The organism is Shewanella psychromarinicola, from assembly GCF_003855155.1.
In the GTDB taxonomy this organism is placed as follows: Bacteria; Pseudomonadota; Gammaproteobacteria; order Enterobacterales; family Shewanellaceae; genus Shewanella; species Shewanella psychromarinicola.
The window spans coordinates 2348360-2368128 of record NZ_CP034073.1; the positions used below are offsets into that span (position 1 = coordinate 2348360).

Consider the following 19769-nt stretch of genomic DNA (forward strand, 5'->3'; position numbering starts at 1 on the left):
CATAGTAAAACAAATTTCTTTAGCAGGGTACTTTTACAGCGTATTTTATTTGATTTTGCTTATATATTTTATTTATAAGTAAAATAAATTAACTTTTTTTAATTCAATATCGAACTTTCTTCATATCAGTAGGTCTATTTATATGAACAGGATTCGAGCGACTGAGTAATCAGTGTGACAGATTTAGGAGTAGTCAGCTCGGATGAGTGGACAATATAGTGATCAACAATTAGTTGAGCGAGTGCAGCAAGGCGATAAAAACGCATTTAACCTGCTAGTGCTGAAGTACCAAAATAAAGTGATGAGTTTAATTTCCAGATATGTGCGCAATCAAGCGGATGTTGCGGATGTGACACAAGAAGCCTTTATTAAAGCCTATAGAGCGTTAGCCAATTTTCGGGGTGAAAGTGCATTTTATACTTGGTTGTATCGCATTGCGGTAAACACTGCAAAAAACCATCTTACGTCGCAAGGGCGCAGAGCACCTGCAAACGATGTCGATATAGAAGATGCAGAATATTATGAAGGCAGTGATGCGTTAAAAGAGTTTGCATCACCAGAGCGATTACTAATGAAAGATCAAATGAGTAAAGTGATCTTTGATACGCTCGATACTCTGCCTGAAGAGTTAAAAATGGCCATATCGCTCAGAGAGCTAGAGGGAATGAGTTATGAAGATATTGCCAATATAATGGATTGTCCCGTCGGTACGGTAAGATCTCGAATCTTTCGTGCTCGAGAAGCAATCGACAAACAGCTCCAGCCTTTGCTGGAAAAGTAATAGCCTTAATCTTAGATAGGTGAATAATGCTTAAATCAAGTCAAGAGTGGGTATCTGCATCAGTTGATGGCGAAGTTGATGATAAAACATTGGCACAACTTTCTGCTGACGTTGATTCACATGATGAATGGCAACGCTATCACATGATAGGCGATGCAATGCGCGGTGAGACACCGGCAACCATTGACTTAGACCTTTTTGCTAGCATCGCAGCAGCAATTGAGCTTGAGCCAACAATTATAGCGCCTCAAGCCAAGCAGAGTGAATTAGCCGAGCAAGCTGGAACACAACAGCGAGCTGCATCGGGTTCAAACGTGGTACCATTTTTCAAACAGTTTGGCCAATATGCTATTGCTGCAACGGTTGCCATGGTTGCCATTGTTGGAGTACAAAACTATGATCAAAGTAATGATCCAGAGTCACCATTGCCAGTATTAATGACACGTCCTTTAGTGGGTAGTGTGTCTCCGGTAAGTTATCAAACTGGTGCAGTGAAAAATCAACAAAATTATTCTGATCAACAAGTGATAGAACAGCGTCGCCGTATTAATTCTTATATTCAAGATCACATGCTGCAACAACGTTTAAACCCAGGTGTTGCTGTTGATGATAATCGCGTGCAAGATGCTGCGGTAAATCCATAATCCATCGGCAGAAACCTTGTCTTACCATTTTAGGAGTTAGCTTGCGCCTTATCCTGCTAGCACTGTTAGTGTTAACCTTTCCAACACACGCTGAAGATGATTTATCTGCTAAAGCTTGGCTTAATAATATGAGCCAAGCAATGCGCGTTAAGCAATTTAAAACCTCTATTATTCAGCTACAAGCCGATCATATTCGTCCGCTTGTTTACATTCATGGCATTGTCGATAATAAAGAAATCGCATTACTTGAATACCTAAATGGCCCGCCTAAAAGTGCTGTTAGAGTGGGTAATACGGTTACGTTTATAGAACATGACCAATCGGCTTATAGCGTTCAAGCCCCTCGTATTCAGGGGATTTGGCCTGCTGCTTTAGCGGGAGACTTACACCAGCTCGAAAAAGGCTACCAATTTGTAAAAGGTGGCCGCGGACGTATTGCTGGACGCCCTGGGCAAATGATCCGTTTATTGGCTAATGATGATAATCGTTATGACGCTCAAGTGTGGATCGATATGGACACTTATCTGCCATTACGTTTTGATACCCTTAATAAAGACAAACAATTACTTGAACAAACCATGGTCATTGAGCTGATTGAATTAGCCGAGCCTGCGAAAATTTTAATTGAAGCCGCAAAGCAAGAGTGGCCAGCAGTAATGAACCAAGCGGAACGCACTGATGGCAAAAACTGGCAATTTACTTGGTTACCAGAAGGATTTGATGTCGTTGTTCGCGATCATCATCGGTTGATTGGTAGTCACGAGCCCGTTGAGTATGTTGCCTTAACAGACGGATTGGCTAATATTTCTGTTTATGTTGCGCGAGCGGGAGACAATCCAATGCCGAATGAATTACTTATTCGTAATGGGTTATCTATGGTCGTTGTTAAAGTCGGTACGCTTGAGGTGGTTGCTATTGGTAAAGTGCCTTCAGAGACCTTAGACAAAATTGCCAATAGTTTAGTGTTGAAATAAACCTTAGCTTATTGATTTGTAAGCCGTGACATGATGCTATTGTGTTGCGGCTTACGTGTTTTTATGATGAGCCATGAGCGATATAGCTTAGGCAATAACTGACTTAGCCAATGATGGTCATTGTGCTAAAATACCAACATATTTATTGGTCGAGTGTGTTAAATGAATAAGCATATATCTGAGTCATCTACTTCTTCAATGATGGAAGAAATTGCCCGCGTGGTTGATTATCAACAAGGCTGGGTCACCGTTGAAGTAGAATTAAAAAGTGCTTGTAATCATTGTGCCAGCAGTGAAAATTGCGGTACTTCAACCATCGCCAAGGCCTTTTCGGTTCATACTCAGCGTTTTTCATTACCCAGTGATAAACCTTGCCGTAGCGGTGATTTGCTTAAAATTGGCTTGCCTGAAAGTGTGATCATCAAGGCGGCTGCATTAGTCTATTTGTTGCCATTATTAGGCATGTTTCTATCGGCCATTATTGGGCATATGCTGGCCGCGGGTTTAGGGCTAAGTACCAATGGTTTTGCAATGGCTTTTGGGGCTTCAGGGGCGTTGGTAGCATGGTTTGTCGGCAAACACTTTGCTACCCAACTTGAAGCACTCGCTACGCCTGTGATCATCACCTATTTAGGCCAAGAAGTAGGGATTATTAGCGCGACTCGTTAGTCAGGGGTCATTAGTGATTGTTCATCAGATATTATGACGATATATTTTCGGTGCAGTTTGAATGATCATTAACGATAGGCATACTGCTCAATCGCACTAGCATTCTGCTCAATCGAACTAATTCTGCTCAATCGAACTAATTCTGCTCAATCGAACTAAGAGTATGCTGATCTAGCCATTAATCCCATCAAGAGATGCTTAAAAACTGCTTTTTATGACCAATAAATATACCCAAACAGATACTATTAATTAATCTGATTGGTATTACCCCCCTAATCAGGTACACTTTGTCACCTTAATTTTCATCATTTTAGTAGTAGTCATTGCAGCATAATGAAACACATTAGAAACTTCTCGATTATTGCCCATATCGACCATGGTAAATCAACTTTATCCGATCGCCTTATTCAGGTATGTGGCGGCTTAACTGACCGTGAAATGGCTGCACAGGTTTTAGATTCAATGGATCTAGAACGTGAGCGTGGCATTACGATTAAAGCCCAAAGTGTCACCCTAGATTACCATGCAAAAGATGGTAAAACTTATCTACTTAACTTCATTGATACACCTGGCCACGTAGACTTTTCTTATGAAGTTTCACGCTCTCTGGCTGCTTGTGAAGGTGCATTGTTAGTGGTTGATGCTGGTCAAGGCGTAGAAGCTCAGACATTAGCAAACTGCTATACCGCACTAGAGATGAATTTGGACGTTGTTCCAGTATTAAACAAAATTGACTTACCTCAGGCTGAACCTGACCGTGTCGCCGCTGAAATTGAAGATATTGTTGGTATTGCTGCCATCGATGCAGTGCGTTGCTCGGCAAAGACAGGGGTGGGTGTTGATTTAGTATTAGAAGAAATTATTGCCAAAATTCCACCTCCAGAGGGTGATGAGACTGCACCATTACAAGCGCTGATTGTCGACTCATGGTTTGATGCATATCAGGGTGTAGTGTCTTTAGTCCGTATTAAGAATGGCGTACTTAAGAAAGGTGACAAATTCAAAGTGATGTCCACAGGACAAAACTATAACGCCGATCGCATCGGGATTTTTACACCAAAAGAAAAAGACAAAACAGAGCTTCGTGCCGGTGAAGTGGGTTATGTGATTTCTGGTATTAAAGAAATTCATGGTGCGCCAGTGGGCGATACCTTGACCCATGCAAAAAATGGTGCAGATAAACCTCTACCTGGGTTTAAGCGCGTTAAGCCGCAGGTTTATGCCGGTGTATTCCCAATCTCTACCGATGAATATGAGAGCTTCCGCGATGCGTTGAATAAATTAAGTTTAAATGACGCATCACTGTTTTTTGAACCTGAAACATCCTCCGCGTTAGGTTTTGGTTTCCGTATCGGTTTCCTTGGTCTACTCCACATGGAGATTGTGCAGGAGCGCTTAGAGCGCGAATACGATCTCGATTTGATCACCACAGCTCCCACCGTAGTTTACGAAGTTATTATGAACAGTGGTGAAACTGTTTATGTTGATAATCCATCGGATTTACCTGCGCTGAACAACATCGAAGAAATTCGTGAACCGATTGTTGAAGCCAATATATTAGTGCCAAAAGAATACTTAGGTAACGTGATTACCTTGTGTATTGAAAAGCGTGGTTCACAAACTAATATGGTATATCACGGTAATCAAGTGGCGGTTACTTATCACTTACCGATGGCTGAAGTGGTCATGGATTTCTTTGACCGTCTTAAGTCAACGAGTCGTGGTTATGCATCATTAGAGTATAACTTTATTCACTTTGAACCTGCGGACATGGTGCGATTAGATATTTTAATCAACAGCGATCGTGTTGATGCGTTAGCGATGATTATTCACCGCAGTAATATTCGTCATCGTGGTTTAGCTTTGGTTGATAAGATGAAAGAGCTGATCCCTCGACAAATGTTTGATATTGCGATTCAGGCCGCTGTTGGCAGTCAGATTATCGCTCGTTCAAGCATTAAAGCGTTGCGTAAAGACGTTACCGCTAAGTGTTATGGTGGCGACGTTTCGCGCAAGAAAAAACTGCTTAACAAGCAGAAAGAAGGTAAAAAACGCATGAAGCAAGTCGGTAACGTAGAGGTGCCACAAGAGGCATTTTTAGCGGTTCTGAAGCTAAATAATTAATAATAATTAATTAAGTTAATGTGCAGAATAACGCCGCGTATTGCGGCGTTATCGTTATTTTCACGATATATTATGTAACACTCAACTGGGTGAATGTTTGTACGTTTATCACCATACTTGATTGAGTTATTCTAAGCCTTGGCTCAAGCCATATGGATCCAACACACCCAGCAGGAGATAAATTAGTAATGGCAGCCTATTTTTCGCTTATTTTAGTGCTCGTAACCTTAGTCAGCGGTCTTATTTGGTTAATTGATGTGGTTTTTTTCGCGCCTAAACGCCGTGAAAATTTATTAGTTGCACATGCCAATTCGACGGAGTTGAGTGCCGATGCCATCGATAAAATCATTCGTGAACCTGTGCTAGTTGAAACTGCGCATTCTATTTTTCCGGTGATCGCGTTTGTGATGATTTTACGGTCATTTATTTATGAGCCATTTCAAATCCCATCGGGTTCTATGATGCCAACATTGTTGGTGGGGGATTTTATTCTGGTAGAGAAGTTTAGTTATGGGTTACGCGATCCAGTATGGCGCAGTAAACTCGTTGAAATTGGTGAGCCAGAACGCGGCGATGTTTTTGTCTTTAAATACCCAGAAAACCCAAAAATTGACTATATAAAGCGTGTAGTCGGATTGCCGGGTGACAAAATTATTTACCGTAATAAACAGTTAATGATCCAAGGTCCGTGTGACACAGGCATCGATTGCCCAGCACCAAGAGTCATTGCTCATACTGAAATTAATCGGGGTGAGTTTAGCCAGGATAATGTGCCGCTTATTCGGTTAAGTGAGCAATTAGGCGACGTTAAGCATGATATTTTGATGAACCCGTCACGTCCTGATTTTAGACAACACTTTTATCCTCAAGCTGGCCTTCCTGTGGGTGAGTTTTTGGTGCCTAAAGGCATGTATTTTGCGATGGGTGATAATCGCGATAACAGTACCGATAGTCGTTTTTGGGGCTTTGTACCGGAAGAAAATCTTGTCGGAAAAGCTGTCGCCATTTGGATTAGTTTTGAATTTGATAGTAAGCCGAGTGATTGGTTACCGACGTGGGTACCGACCGGCGTGCGTTTTGATAGAGTAGGTGGAATACATTGATGGAACCCATTAAAAATTTGCCGCGTTTGTGCCGTACTTTAGGTTATGAATTTAGTAATATTGAATTACTTATCCAAGCACTAACACATCGTAGCGCAGCAAATAAACATAATGAGCGTTTAGAGTTTTTAGGCGATTCGATTTTGTCGATAGCCATTTCAGATGCCTTGTATCATCAGTTTCCAAAGGCGACTGAAGGTGATTTAAGCCGCATGCGCGCCACCTTGGTTAAAGGTGACACGCTGACATTAATTGCCATAGAATTCAAACTGGGTGATTATTTGTATTTAGGCCCAGGTGAGCTCAAAAGTGGTGGCTTTAGACGCGAATCTATTTTAGCTGATGCAGTAGAAGCCATTATTGGTGCGGTCTACCTCGATGCTGATATTGAAGTTTGCCGTAAGCTATTACTATCATGGTATAAAGAGCGTTTAGCTGAGATAAAACCGGGTATTAATCAAAAAGATCCGAAGACAATTTTGCAAGAACACCTACAAGGTTTTAAAAAGCCATTACCTGATTACCAAGTTGTAGCGGTAGACGGTGAAGCTCATGACCAAACCTTTACGGTAGAATGTCGAATTAGTGAATTAGATAAAGTTGTCACTGGTGTGGCAAGTTCAAGAAGAAAAGCTGAGCAGCTTGCTGCAGCTCAGGTATTGGAGCTACTGAATAAATGATCAAGAAAACAGACTTGCCAGCAGGTGATAGCCAAGAACCTAGCTTAGATGAACTGCTGGCAAGGATGAACCAAGCAGCACCAATCGCCACGGCGAAATACGATGTGACCTATTGTGGCATGGTAGCCATTGTCGGTCGTCCTAATGTGGGAAAATCGACTCTTTTAAACAAGTTACTTGGCCAAAAAGTCAGTATCACGTCGAAAAAACCCCAAACGACTCGTCATCGTATTATGGGCATTCATACTAATGGCCCAAGTCAAATTGTATTTATTGATACCCCAGGCCTGCACATTGAAGAAAAACGCGCGATTAACCGCTTAATGAATCGTGCTGCTGCCAGTTCATTAGCCGATGTTGCTATGGTTATTTTTGTTGTGGATGGCATGACGTGGACTGCCGATGATGAGATGGTGTTACAAAAAATCCAACATCGTAATGATGATCGTAAAATCATCTTAGCCATTAATAAAGTTGATAATATTAAAGATAAAGAATCATTATTCCCTTATTTAACTGAATTGGCTAAAAAGTTTGATTTTGATGAGATTTTGCCAATATCAGCCACCAAAGGCACCAACGTGCAGCGCATTTTAGATATGGCACGAGAATCATTACCTGCAGCGCCATTTTACTTCCCTGAAGATTATGTGACTGATCGCTCGCAACGATTTATGGCATCAGAAATTGTCCGTGAAAAACTGATGCGTTTTCTAGGCGACGAACTGCCATATGATGCGACAGTAGAAATTGAACAGTTTAAAATGATGGAAAATAGTGTTTACCAAATCAACGCGTTGATTTTAGTTGAACGTGAAGGCCAAAAACGTATGGTCATTGGTAATAAAGGTGAGCGAATTCGGACTATTGCCACTCAAGCCCGACTCGACATGGAAAAATTATTTGATAATAAAGTGTTTCTTGAGGTATGGGTGAAAGTGAAATCTGGCTGGGCTGATGACGAACGCGCATTGAGAAGTCTAGGTTATGGCGAAGACTAAATCGTCTTTAGTATTTTTGATTATTTGCTTTTAGGCATGGCCACCATGAAACGTGGCTATGTGCTTCATCATCGTCAATTTCGAGAATCGAGCGTGATTGTTAATTTGCTGGTCGAGGGCGTTGGACGTGTCGATGCCATCACTCGAGTCGGTTCAGGTAAACGGTCGATTAAAAGTATTTTACAACCTTTTCAACCGCTAATAATCCAATTTAGTGCTCAATCGGAAGCCAGAAACCTAGGTTTAAAAACCATTACCCAAATTGAATCAGCAGCACCAGCTATACCTTTAAGTGGTAATAGTCTGTATTCTGGTTTTTATCTAAACGAGTTATTGGTTCGTCTATTATCGGTGGAACACCAAGCTGAAGGGTTATTTTTAGACTATCACCGTGCGTTACTGGCGTTAGCCAAACAGTTTTGCTCAAGTCACCTGCGTTATTTTGAAATGGCACTGTTATTAGAGCTAGGTGCATTGCCATCTCTTGCCCATGACACTCAAGGTGACTCATTAGATTGCCGTTGTCACTATCGGTTTATTGCACAAAGTGGTTTTATCCCTGTGGTAACAACCCAAGCGTCATCTTTTTCTCATGGCAAAGGCTGTTTATCTGGCTCAATGTTGCTAGCATTGGCATCGCAAGATTTACAACCTGAACAGTTTAATCAAGCCAAAGGGTTAATGCGGTATTTACTGACGCCATTGCTGGGTAATAAGCCACTATTAAGTAGGCAATTGTTCGCTAAGAAAGCCGATTAGTATAGAGAATTTCGTAAACTGAATACGCAAACCGAGCACGATCTCATTCGTGTCTAAACCTTGGTGAGCATATGTCGTTATTGTGTTATTTATTACCTTAAGGAGCTCGATGTGAGCGGAATACTGTTAGGCATTAACATCGATCATATCGCGACACTGCGTCAGGCTCGCGGTACTCACTACCCCGATCCGGTGCACGCCGCGGCAGTGGCAGAGCATGCTGGTGCAGATGGCATTACTATACATCTACGTGAGGACCGACGTCATATTCAAGATCGTGATGTGTATTTGTTAGCAAAAACATTGAAAACGCGAATGAACTTTGAGTTTGCTGTCACGGAAGAAATGATCGCCATTGCCTGTGATATAAAACCTGCTTACGCTTGTTTAGTGCCAGAGAAGCGTGCAGAGCTGACGACTGAAGGTGGTCTTGATGTTGCTGGTCAGTTAGAGAAGGTTAGTTTAGCCGTCATCCGTTTAGCCGCAGCAGGCATTAAAGTGTCATTGTTTATCGATGCTGATAAAAGCCAGATTGATGCCGCCGTTGCTTCTGGTGCACCCTATATCGAAATTCATACGGGTTGTTATGCAGATGCCAAAACCGATGCACAACAGGCTGTTGAATTAGCTCGTATCATCGAAATGGCAAAGTATGCCCATAGCCAAGGATTGGTCGTCAATGCCGGTCATGGTTTGCATTACCATAATGTTAAAGCGATTGCGGCAATACCAGAGCTTTATGAGCTTAATATTGGTCATGCTGTCATAGCAAGGGCGGCAATTGATGGCTTAGACACTGCCGTTAGAGACATGAAAGCATTGATGCAAGCTGGGCGTAGAGGCGAGTAATGGCCATTGTGGGAATTGGGACTGATATTGTTGAGATAGAGCGCATTCGCGAGCAACAAACTCGCTTGGGTGACAAACTGGCCAAAAGGGTGTTAACGCAAGCTGAGTTAGCTGTGTATTGCGCTTCTACATTACCGGAGCGTTACCTTGCTAAGCGTTTTGCTGCTAAAGAAGCTGCTGCCAAAGCCTTAGGTACTGGGATTGGACGTGGCGTATCATTCCAGCATATTCACACCAGCAATGATGAATATGGTGCACCTTTGGTGACCTTCACTGAGGGGGCTGCCAAAAGGTTAGCTTTGTTAGGTGGTGTAAAAGGTCACTTGTCTATTGCTGATGAAAAACATTATGCCATCGCAACCGTCATTTTAGAGTCAGCTGATTAGCGCCATCGGCTGACTAACTATCGTTAACAATGAACCGCCTAGAAATTAACCATTCCCATAGCTGCCATCCGCAGTAATCTTAGTCAATCTTCAGCCCTAAATCTTCAGTGTTAAATCTTCAGTCTCAAATCTTCAGGGATAAATCTAAGCCTGCATCAAGGTTAAGCGACAAATGTTTTATGATGTTATTTACTCAGTAAATAAGCTAAATTAACATTAGTATCGAATAGGGACATTTATATGAGCTTGGATATTCGTGATAATCATAAAGATATGGAGCAATGATGAAATCGGCAGTAGAACAACTTTCAACTTATAAAAGTGTGCACTTAAACCCACAAAATATAAAGACGCATTTTGTTGGTGTGCCGATGATTGTTTGGTCGGCATTTCTAATGCTGGGGACACTTCGCTTTGCATGGCAAGATTATCAAGTCAGTCTAGCGATGATATTAGCTGTGGTGGTGTTGTGCTACTACATGGCGCTTCACATGCGCTTAGCACTTGGTCTAGTCTTGTTTATTTTGCCGGTGTTATATACCACCGAGCAGGTTGTTCATACTTCACACCCATTTATGATTGCCATGGGTATTTTTGTGATCGGTTGGATTATTCAGTTCATTGGCCATAAGTTTGAAAAAGCTAAGCCTGCTTTTATGGATGATCTCAATCAACTACTGATAGGACCATTTTTCTTGATGGCAGAATTGTATTTTATGCTAGGTTTGGAAAAAGAGTTAGCCGCCGAAATAACCCCAATAGCACATGAAAAACGCCGTGCGTTGGAGGCTAAACGTCATCGTTAGCGATGAGGCATTAACCGCAATAAAAAAGGCGCATGCTGCGCCTTTTTTATAAGTGATAACCTATTCGTTATCATCAATGAGCTGTAAATTACTCGGTAACACTCTGACTGTTTTAATCATATTATCCGCAACATCGATGACATCTATTTGATAATCAACTATGCGTAAACTAGTATTTGCTACTGGGATCTCTTCGAGGAATTCAATAATCAGACCGTTTAAGGTTTTGGGACCATCAATCGGCAAGTTCCATTTCATTTCTTTATTAAGATCACGAATGTTAATCGTGGCATCAATGATGAAACTACCATCTTGCTGGATATTAATGTCTTCACTGGCAGTGCTAAGCATCGAGGTTGTAAAGTCACCGACAATCTCTTCCAGAATATCTTCCAAGGTTACTAAACCCTGAATATCACCGTATTCATCGACAACAAGCCCAATGCGTTCTTTATTTTGTTGGAAATTAGTCAATTGTACGTTTAGTGGTGTGCCTTCAGGAATAAAGTACAATTCTTTGACCGCACGTAATAATGATGACTTGCTGAATTGTTCTTTTGATTGCAAGCGCAATGCATCACGTAAATGAATAAATCCTACAGCATCATCAATATTGTCTCGATACACCAGTACTCTGGTGTGCGGACTTTGCACCACTTGCTTATTAATCAACTTAAAATCGTCATTGACGTTAATGGCATAAATATCTGAGCGTGAAATCATAATGTCTTCGACAGTGACTTTTTCTAAATCTAAAATCGACAGTAACATTTCTTGGTGACGCTGTGGGATGAGCGCGCCGGCCTCATGCACAACGGTGCGCAGTTCTTCTTGGCTTAATGCATCATTTGTTTTGACGGTTTTTATACCCATCAAACGTAAAAATATCGTAGTAATTAGGTTGATTGCCTTCACTAATGGTGACAGCAAGATTAATAACCAACCTAATAGAATGCTCGAGGGGAATGCAATACGTTCAGGGTGCAAAGCGGCAAATGTTTTTGGTGTCACTTCAGCAAACACCAGTATCACAAGGGTCAATACACCGGTTGCAATCGCAACGCCCATATCGCCAAATAAACGCATTCCAATAATCGTTGCTATTGCCGATGCCAGAATATTAACCAGGTTATTACCGATGAGAATGAGCCCGATGAGTCGGTCAGGGCGATCAAGCATTTTTAACGCACGAATCGCGCCTTTGTGTCCATTAGCCGCAAGGTGTCGTAAGCGGTAACGGTTGAGGCTCATCATTGCAGTTTCCGAGCCGGAAAAGTATGCAGACATTACGATTAAAACCAAAAGGAATATAAGGAGTGCGCTGGTAGATATAGCGTCCAAAAAAGGGGCCCCATGAAGTGGTGTGAAATTGACCAACAGGCCGAATTGTCATTAATTTAACGGCCATTATTTATTATTGGCCGTTAGTGTCAAGTTATCTTGTTAATCTATCAATACAATAGAATAAGTTAATGAACTTATAAACGGTTAAAATTAGTTTAATATCAACTCTTTAACAATTCTCGCACCAAAATAAGCCAGTGAAAGTAAGCTAGCGCCAGAGAGACTATATATCACTGCGGTACGGATTCTACAGCCAACAGTATATTGTTGCCACAACATAATCGCGTAAACGATCCAAGCGATCATGGATAATATGGCCTTATGCCCTTTACCGTCGCCAAACATATCGTCTAAAAATATAAACCCAGTCACGAGTGACAAGCTCAATAAAATAAATCCAATAATGATGAGATGGTAAAGCTGTTTTTCTACCGTCATTAATGGCGGCATTGCAGGGCTCATCATCATCTGCTTTTTCTTAAGTTTATTTTGGATTAACCACAGTTGAATGGCGTACATTGCCGCTATCATCAAAGCACTGTAAGCCATGAGTGATAAAATAATATGAGCCAGAATTTCAGGGTGCAAATCAAAATGAATAATATATTGCGGTGGTAGTAACCATAAAAGCGCTACCGATAAAATTGAGCAGGCGTAAACAACGGGTACAACAATGATGACTTTAAGTTTCGGCATCGTAATGGTAAACGTTAATGCAATAATCCAGTTAACCAATGAAATCACATTGGTTAAACTAAAATTTTGTCCATCGACGGTAAAAATTGCATTTGAAAGTGCAAAACCATGCATGATAACGGCAATACCAGAAGCCACCATGACAGCTTTACGATTCGGCCCTTTTACGTGAAAAAGTCGGCTCGTCACTAAAACTAACGCTAAGCAGTAAAAAAGCATAGCTGCCGCTGAAAAAATAACCATTTAGAATCAACCTATCATAGTAGTTAATGCTGAAAAACTGCGCCCTGATGGTTGAACAATACTACCAAAGCATCACATTTTCATTATTTGTATTAGATTAACATGATCATGGCCTAATATGGCAGTGACCTAAGACGCAAAATTTAACAGTTTCCTGCCTTTAGGGGCAATTAATTTACGTAAAGTTGATTAGTGTTTAAGTTCTTCGTGTTGCAAGTATCGTAATTTAGAGTGGCTTGGGTATAATGGGCTCAATTATTGATATGCTTAAAGAGCCGCCAATGTTTGAAAATTTATCTGACAGACTGTCAAGCACACTAAAAAACATTAGTGGCCGTGGTCGCTTAACAGAAGACAACATTAAAGAAACCCTGCGTGAAGTGCGTATGGCGCTACTTGAGGCGGATGTCGCTTTGCCTGTTGTTAGGGATTTTGTTAACAGCGTAAAAGAACGCGCTGTAGGACAAGAGGTGTCAAAAAGCTTAAGCCCAGGGCAAGCTTTTATAAAAATTGTTCAAAACGAACTTGAAAAAGCCATGGGTGAGTCGAATGAAGCCCTCGACTTAGCGGCAATACCACCGGCTGTGATCATGATGGCGGGTCTTCAAGGCGCGGGTAAAACAACGTCGGTTGCCAAATTAGGTAAGTTTTTACGCACACGTCATAAGAAATCTGTACTTGTGGTGAGTGCTGACGTTTATCGTCCAGCGGCGATTAAACAGCTTGAAACATTAGCCGCAGAGGTTGAAGTTGAGTTCTTTCCGTCTGATGTTAGCCAAAAACCCGTTGATATTGCTAAAGCAGCAATAAGCTATGCAAAATTAAAATTCATTGATGTGGTGATTGTCGATACAGCGGGTCGTCTGCATGTTGATGAAGCCATGATGGATGAGATCAAACAGCTGCATGCCACTGTCAATCCTGTTGAGACGTTATTCGTAGTTGATGCGATGACGGGGCAAGACGCGGCTAATACGGCTAAAGTATTCAATGAAACGTTGCCTTTAACGGGTGTCATCTTGACCAAAGTTGATGGCGACGCTCGTGGTGGTGCTGCATTATCTATTCGCAGTATCACGGGTAAGCCGATTAAATTTCTAGGTGTCGGTGAAAAAACCGATGAATTAGAACCTTTCCATCCTGACCGAATTGCTTCACGCATTTTAGGTATGGGTGATGTACTGTCTTTAATTGAAGAAGTTGAACGTGGCGTCGATAAAGACAAAGCGATGAAATTGGCTTCAAAAGTGAAATCAGGTGGCAGTTTCGACTTAGAAGATTTTCGTGAGCAATTACAGCAAATGAAAAACATGGGCGGAATGATGAACATGATTGAGAAGTTTCCTGGTGTGGGGCAATTACCACCAGAGGCATTGGCTCAAGTTCAAGACGGTAAGATGACTGGACAAATGGAAGCCATCATTAATTCGATGACATTTAAAGAACGTAAAAATCCAGATTTGATTAAAGGATCTCGTAAACGTAGAATCGCCTTAGGTTCTGGGACTCAAATTCAAGATGTAAACCGCTTGTTGAAGCAATTTACCCAAATGCAGAAAATGATGAAAAAAATGTCTGCAAAAGGTGGAATGAAGAAGATGATGCGCGGAATGAGCGGAATGTTACCTCCAGGAATGAAGTTACCTGGTCGATAATATCAGCATCTTTCAAGTACAAAATTAGTTAATCTTAAATTCAATCAGTAGGTTAGGTTATGCTGTTGACTTTATTGCAACAAAACTGGTGAGTTAAAAAACATCAGATTTGGTTGCATTAGTTCAAAAGTCAGGTAAAATCTTCCCGCTTTCTTTCTGGAACTCTTCGCGAACACGGAGTTCCAGTTTTTATTTTTGCTTCTAGCAAATCATTAGAGGAATAAAACGCATGGTCACCATTCGTTTGGCTCGTGGCGGCGCAAAAAAGCGTCCATTTTATAATATCGTTGTTGCTGATAGCCGCAATGCTCGTGACGGTCGTTTCATCGAACGTGTAGGTTTCTTCAATCCATTGGCTCGTGGCCAAGAAGAAACGTTACGTTTAGATCTTGATCGTGTTGAGCACTGGGTTGCTACTGGCGCTGCAACATCTGAGCGTGTTGCAAAACTGATTAAAGACGCGCGTAAAGCTACTGCTTAATCGCGTATAAGGTATAGATAGATGAGTAGTAACCAAGAACTCGTTGTACTGGGTAAATTAGGCTCCAGTCATGGTATTAAAGGTTGGCTAAAAATCACTTCCTATACCGATTCTGTTGAAGGTATTTTCGATTATTCGCCTTGGCTAATAAAAGAACAAGGCGTTTGGCGTGAAGTTAAGGTCGCTCAGTGGCGTTTTCAAGGTAAAGCTGTTGTGGCTGAACTTGAAGGTGTCGCTACCAGAGAAGATGCGCAAATGCTCACGAATTGTGAAATTGCGATCAACCCTGAGCAAATGAAAGAACTCGATGATAGTGAATTCTATCATCGTGATCTTATTGGCTGCGAAGTGACCAATATAAACGGCTATAACATGGGTATTGTTGAGCAGATCGTGGAAACAGGATCAAACGACGTATTACTGGTTAAAGCTAATGCCAAAGATGCCTTCGGCAAAGCGGAACGTATGATCCCCTTTGTCCCTGAGCAGTTCATCAAACAGGTGGATCTGCAAGGGAAACAGATTTTAGTGGATTGGGATCCTGACTTCTAAGTCGAGGTACAACATATGTGGTTAGGGGTAATCACCCTGTTTCCAGAGATGTTTCGTGCTGTTACAGACTTTGGGGTCACGGGTCGAGCCGTGAAAAACGGCCTGCTTGAGTTGCAAACGTGGAATCCTCGAGATTTCACCCATGATAGACATAATACTGTGGATGACCGACCTTATGGTGGTGGACCTGGTATGTTGATGATGGTGCAGCCCTTGCGTGATGCTATCCATGCAGCTAAAGCAGCTGCAGGTGATAGGGCAAAAGTGATTTATCTGTCTCCTCAGGGACGCAAGCTGGATCAACAAGGCGTCACTGAGTTAGCTAAATCAGAACGTTTGATTTTAGTGTGTGGTCGATACGAAGGTGTTGATGAGCGCATTATTCAAACAGAAGTAGATGAAGAATGGTCAATCGGTGATTACGTACTTTCGGGTGGTGAATTACCGGCAATGACGTTAATCGATTCAGTGGCTCGTTTAGTACCCGGTGTACTAGGTAAGCAAGCGTCAGCAGAGCAAGATTCTTTCTCTGATGGTTTACTGGATTGCCCTCATTATACTCGCCCTGAACTATTGGATGGTCTTGACGTACCTGCAGTGCTATTAAGCGGTGACCACGAAAAAATTAGACTTTGGCGTCTACAACAAAGTATCGGAAGAACTTTTTTGAGGCGACCAGAATTATTTGAAAATCTAGCTCTGACTGACGAACAAACGACTTTATTAGCGCAGTTCGTGAATGAAACGGACAAGTCCGCATAGTCAATGCTCAGTTAATACTAGGATGGAGTAATTATGAACAACATCATTAAAATGCTCAACGATGAGCAAATGAAAACAGATGTACCTGAATTTGGTGCTGGTGATACAGTAGTGGTTCAAGTACGTGTAAGCGAAGGTGAGAAAGATCGTCTTCAAGCTTTTGAAGGTGTGGTAATCGCTAAGCGTAACCGTGGTTTGCATTCTGCATTCACAGTACGTAAAACCTCTAATGGCACAGGTGTTGAGCGTGCTTTCCAGACGCACAGCCCATTAATTGCTAGCATCGAAGTTAAGCGTCGCGGACGTGTACGTCGTGCGAAACTGTACTATTTACGTGAGCGTTCAGGTAAGTCTGCACGTATCCGTGAAAAATTGGCAACTAAAAAATAGTTACCGATACAGAATAAAGATGCAGTGTTCGCACAACAACCCGCCGAAAGGCGGGTTTTTGTTTGTGGCGCTTTTAAAAATGTAAAATCGAGAAAGCGAAAAAAGCGCCAGGAGCGGAAAATAAACTAGGCTACAGCTTAGTGCTTAAATAATTTGATTAATATATCAGTGATTAAGTGATTATTTACGCTTTGGCTAAATAAGCCTTGATCTCATTCATTGCTACAGGCATAGTTGCATCTAAGGTGTAATGGTGTAGCGTTACAAAGGTACAATTTGAACGATCCAATACCTAAAAAATAAATCTATTAGTGACCTTTGGTCAGTCGTCAAAAGAGAGTGATAAGTATGCAACAAGATACCATTAATAATGTGCACATTAGTTCAGAGCAAGTGCTAGTGACTCCTGCAGAGTTAAAGCAAGAACTTCCATTATCAACTCATGCTTATCAATATATTCTTAACGCGCGTAAGCAAGTGTCGGATATTGTTCACAAACGTGATAATCGTGTGCTTGTGGTGACAGGCCCTTGTTCTATTCACGATATTGCAGCGGCAAAAGAGTATGCATTAAAACTTAAAAAGTTACATGATGAACTCAGCGATGACTTTTACATCTTAATGCGAGTGTATTTTGAGAAACCGCGCACAACCGTTGGTTGGAAAGGGTTAATCAATGATCCTGATATGGATGAGTCATTCGATGTGGAAAAAGGACTCAGAATGGCCCGTGAGCTTATGATTTGGCTTGCAGAATTAGAGTTACCTATTGCGACCGAAGCACTTGATCCCATCAGTCCACAGTATTTATCTGAGTTGATTACGTGGTCTGCGATTGGCGCCAGAACCACAGAATCGCAAACTCACCGTGAAATGGCTTCAGGTCTGTCTATGCCTGTTGGTTTTAAAAATGGTACCGATGGTAAGTTAGAAGTGGCGATAAATGCACTTAAATCAGCCGCCAGTAGCCATCGCTTTATGGGGATTAATCAAGACGGTCAAGTTGCGTTACTGCAAACCGCCGGTAATCCTGACGGTCACATTATTTTACGTGGTGGCTTAACCCCTAATTATGATGCTGACAGTGTTGCTGTGAGCGAAGCTCAAATTCATAAAGCTAATCTCAGTGCGCGTTTAGTTGTTGATTGTAGCCATGGCAATTCATCAAAAGATCATCAACGTCAAAAAAACGTTTGTGAAGATGTATTTAACCAAATTGAAGCAGGTAATAAATCGATTATCGGTGTTATGCTGGAAAGTAACCTAAATGCTGGTAATCAAAGTGCAGACAAACCCCTTGCTGAACTTAAGTATGGTGTTTCTGTGACTGACGCATGCATTGACTGGGAAACTACTGAAATCATTTTAAAACAAGGCGCTAGCCAGTTGTCTGCAGTATTACCAACGCGTTTTGAGACGCTGCAGGTTGTCAACGGTTAATGGATAAACACATGAACGAAAAAACCACAGCAGGCTTAGAACATCTTCGTGATTTAATTGATGGCGTTGATCAACAATTACTGCATTTATTACGTAAACGCCTCGATTTAGTGGCACAGGTTGGTGCGGTAAAGCACTCGGCAGGTGTGCCCATCTATGCGCCACAGCGCGAAGCATCGATGTTAGCGAAACGTCGAGATGAAGCGCAAAGCATGAATATCTCGCCTCAATTAATCGAAGATATACTGCGTCGACTTATGCGTGAATCTTACCTAAATGAGAAAGATGTGGGGTTTAAGCAGATTAAGCAAGATCTTGGCCATGTAGTGGTGGTGGGTGGGCAGGGCAAACTTGGGCAGTTATTCAGCCAAATGTTAGTTCTCTCCGGTTATGAAGTGAAATGTATTGATAAAAATGATTGGCAAGATTCCGCCGCTATTTTTGATGGTGCTGGACTGGTCATTGTTACCGTACCTATTAATGTGACCTGCGAGGTGATCCGCGACAAGTTAACCCAATTGCCTGAAAATTGTATTCTGGCTGATCTCACTTCTATTAAAGAAGCCCCTTTAGCGGCAATGTTAGCCGCCCATAGCGGCCCTGTAGTGGGTTTGCATCCTATGTTTGGCCCCGATGTTGGTAGTCTGGCCAAACAGGTGGTGGTAGTGTGCCATGGCCGTCATCAAGATGCATATCAATGGTTGCTACAACAGATTGAGATTTGGGGTGCCCGTATTGTCGAAGCTGAAGCTGAACGTCATGATAAAGCCATGCAACTTGTGCAAGCTATGCGTCACTTTTCAACATTTGTATATGGCGTAAACCTGTGTAAAGAAGAAGCTGATATTGATAATTTATTACAGTTTAGCTCCCCTATTTATCGTTTAGAGTTAGCCATGGTTGGGCGTTTATTTGCTCAAGATCCCGAGCTTTATGCCGATATTATTTTTGCGCAACCTGGTAGCCAACACGCGATAAGTGATTATCTCGACAATTATCGTGATGCATTAATTATGTTACAAACTGGTAATAGGCAAGCCTTTGTGGAGCAATTCCAACGTGTCGCTGCATGGTTTGGTGATTTTGCGCCGCAGTTCCAACATGAAAGTCGCACCATGTTGCAATCGGTTAATGATATGAAAAGTAGTTAACCTCTGCTCGGGTTATAAACGCTTATCAAACAGCATTTTGCTCCGCTATTAACGCGTTAATGTGTCTTGTTAGTAGAACAAATAGCATGTTTGATATTGCCGACTTTAAAGAGACTCATTTTTATTAATTTAACCCATCTTTTATCCTAAATTGAGGTAAGTTAGGCTTAAATGAAGTATTATTAATGGGTGTAAATATTGCGAAATAATGACACAAAGCTTATGTTTAGCTACACGATAGCGTGAATAACGTCGTGTTAGATAGGTAATCTTAGTTAC

Annotated in this window: 21 protein-coding genes; 19 read left to right on the forward strand and 2 right to left on the reverse strand. The window is 41.7% G+C overall.

The window, feature by feature from the left end; all coding sequences use genetic code 11:
* Positions 1-202 precede the first annotated feature (202 nt).
* The 12 genes from rpoE (at position 203) to EGC80_RS10315 (ending at position 10776) form a co-directional block, all read left to right on the forward strand.
* Positions 203-781, forward strand: coding sequence for an RNA polymerase sigma factor RpoE (rpoE, locus tag EGC80_RS10260; protein ID WP_011638383.1), 579 nt, complete (start codon positions 203-205; stop codon positions 779-781).
* Positions 782-807: 26 nt separating this feature from the next.
* The gene (locus EGC80_RS10265) at positions 808-1425 is read left to right on the forward strand and encodes a sigma-E factor negative regulatory protein (RefSeq protein WP_124012238.1); all 618 of its coding nucleotides are present in this window, start codon (positions 808-810) and stop codon (positions 1423-1425) included.
* Positions 1426-1466: 41 nt separating this feature from the next.
* The gene (locus tag EGC80_RS10270) at positions 1467-2399 is read left to right on the forward strand and encodes a MucB/RseB C-terminal domain-containing protein (protein ID WP_124012237.1); all 933 of its coding nucleotides are present in this window, start codon (positions 1467-1469) and stop codon (positions 2397-2399) included.
* Between the two features lie 198 nt (positions 2400-2597).
* Positions 2598-3068, forward strand: a complete 471-nt coding sequence (locus tag EGC80_RS10275) for a SoxR reducing system RseC family protein (protein ID WP_164839552.1) — start codon at positions 2598-2600, stop codon at positions 3066-3068.
* Between the two features lie 333 nt (positions 3069-3401).
* The gene (gene lepA, locus EGC80_RS10280) at positions 3402-5192 is read left to right on the forward strand and encodes a translation elongation factor 4 (RefSeq protein WP_101034534.1); all 1791 of its coding nucleotides are present in this window, start codon (positions 3402-3404) and stop codon (positions 5190-5192) included.
* Between the two features lie 188 nt (positions 5193-5380).
* On the forward strand, positions 5381-6295 hold the full coding sequence (gene lepB, locus EGC80_RS10285; RefSeq protein ID WP_124012664.1) for a signal peptidase I: 915 nt from the start codon (positions 5381-5383) through the stop codon (positions 6293-6295).
* Positions 6295-6975 carry a ribonuclease III gene (gene rnc, locus EGC80_RS10290; protein WP_124012235.1) on the forward strand — a complete coding sequence of 227 codons (681 nt, stop codon included), beginning with the start codon at positions 6295-6297 and terminating at the stop codon, positions 6973-6975. The genes lepB and rnc overlap by 1 nt, the downstream gene beginning before the upstream one ends.
* Positions 6972-7976, forward strand: a complete 1005-nt coding sequence (gene era, locus EGC80_RS10295) for a GTPase Era (protein WP_124012234.1) — start codon at positions 6972-6974, stop codon at positions 7974-7976. Before rnc ends, era begins: the two co-directional genes overlap by 4 nt.
* A 45-nt stretch (positions 7977-8021) precedes the next feature.
* Positions 8022-8735 (forward strand): DNA repair protein RecO, encoded by a 714-nt coding sequence (recO, locus tag EGC80_RS10300; protein ID WP_164839450.1) that lies wholly within the window; start codon positions 8022-8024, stop codon positions 8733-8735.
* Between the two features lie 111 nt (positions 8736-8846).
* A complete protein-coding gene (pdxJ, locus tag EGC80_RS10305) occupies positions 8847-9584 on the forward strand; it encodes a pyridoxine 5'-phosphate synthase (protein WP_101034537.1) in 738 nt (245 codons plus the stop codon).
* Positions 9584-9970: a holo-ACP synthase gene (gene acpS, locus EGC80_RS10310; RefSeq protein ID WP_124012232.1), complete on the forward strand. Its 387-nt coding sequence runs from the start codon at positions 9584-9586 to the stop codon at positions 9968-9970. The genes pdxJ and acpS overlap by 1 nt, the downstream gene beginning before the upstream one ends.
* A gap of 284 nt (positions 9971-10254) precedes the next feature.
* Complete coding sequence (locus EGC80_RS10315) at positions 10255-10776, forward strand: Mpo1 family 2-hydroxy fatty acid dioxygenase (protein ID WP_124012663.1); 522 nt, start codon at positions 10255-10257, stop codon at positions 10774-10776.
* Between the two features lie 60 nt (positions 10777-10836).
* On the opposite strand, the gene EGC80_RS10320 is transcribed toward EGC80_RS10315, so the two are convergent.
* Together EGC80_RS10320 and EGC80_RS10325 are read right to left on the reverse strand one after the other, a co-directional pair.
* Positions 10837-12117, reverse strand: coding sequence for an HlyC/CorC family transporter (locus tag EGC80_RS10320; RefSeq protein WP_101034540.1), 1281 nt, complete (start codon positions 12115-12117; stop codon positions 10837-10839).
* A 153-nt stretch (positions 12118-12270) separates the two neighbouring features.
* Complete coding sequence (locus tag EGC80_RS10325; RefSeq protein WP_101034541.1) at positions 12271-13059, reverse strand: cytochrome C assembly family protein; 789 nt, start codon at positions 13057-13059, stop codon at positions 12271-12273.
* Positions 13060-13340: 281 nt separating this feature from the next.
* On the opposite strand from EGC80_RS10325, the gene ffh reads away from it, so the two are divergent.
* The 7 genes from ffh to tyrA all read left to right on the forward strand — a co-directional run bounded on the left by ffh (position 13341) and on the right by tyrA (position 19490).
* A complete protein-coding gene (gene ffh, locus EGC80_RS10330) occupies positions 13341-14714 on the forward strand; it encodes a signal recognition particle protein (RefSeq protein WP_124693472.1) in 1374 nt (457 codons plus the stop codon).
* A 229-nt stretch (positions 14715-14943) separates the two neighbouring features.
* Positions 14944-15195, forward strand: a complete 252-nt coding sequence (gene rpsP / locus EGC80_RS10335; RefSeq protein ID WP_101034542.1) for a 30S ribosomal protein S16 — start codon at positions 14944-14946, stop codon at positions 15193-15195.
* A 21-nt stretch (positions 15196-15216) separates the two neighbouring features.
* Positions 15217-15747 (forward strand): ribosome maturation factor RimM, encoded by a 531-nt coding sequence (gene rimM, locus EGC80_RS10340; RefSeq protein ID WP_101034543.1) that lies wholly within the window; start codon positions 15217-15219, stop codon positions 15745-15747.
* Between the two features lie 15 nt (positions 15748-15762).
* Positions 15763-16509 carry a tRNA (guanosine(37)-N1)-methyltransferase TrmD gene (gene trmD / locus EGC80_RS10345; RefSeq protein WP_101034544.1) on the forward strand — a complete coding sequence of 249 codons (747 nt, stop codon included), beginning with the start codon at positions 15763-15765 and terminating at the stop codon, positions 16507-16509.
* Between the two features lie 33 nt (positions 16510-16542).
* Positions 16543-16899: a 50S ribosomal protein L19 gene (gene rplS / locus EGC80_RS10350; RefSeq protein ID WP_101034545.1), complete on the forward strand. Its 357-nt coding sequence runs from the start codon at positions 16543-16545 to the stop codon at positions 16897-16899.
* Between the two features lie 348 nt (positions 16900-17247).
* On the forward strand, positions 17248-18339 hold the full coding sequence (locus EGC80_RS10355) for a 3-deoxy-7-phosphoheptulonate synthase (protein ID WP_101034546.1): 1092 nt from the start codon (positions 17248-17250) through the stop codon (positions 18337-18339).
* Positions 18340-18350: 11 nt separating this feature from the next.
* Entirely contained in the window at positions 18351-19490 is a 1140-nt protein-coding gene (tyrA, locus tag EGC80_RS10360) for a bifunctional chorismate mutase/prephenate dehydrogenase (protein WP_124012230.1), read from the forward strand.
* Positions 19491-19769: the final 279 nt, after the last annotated feature.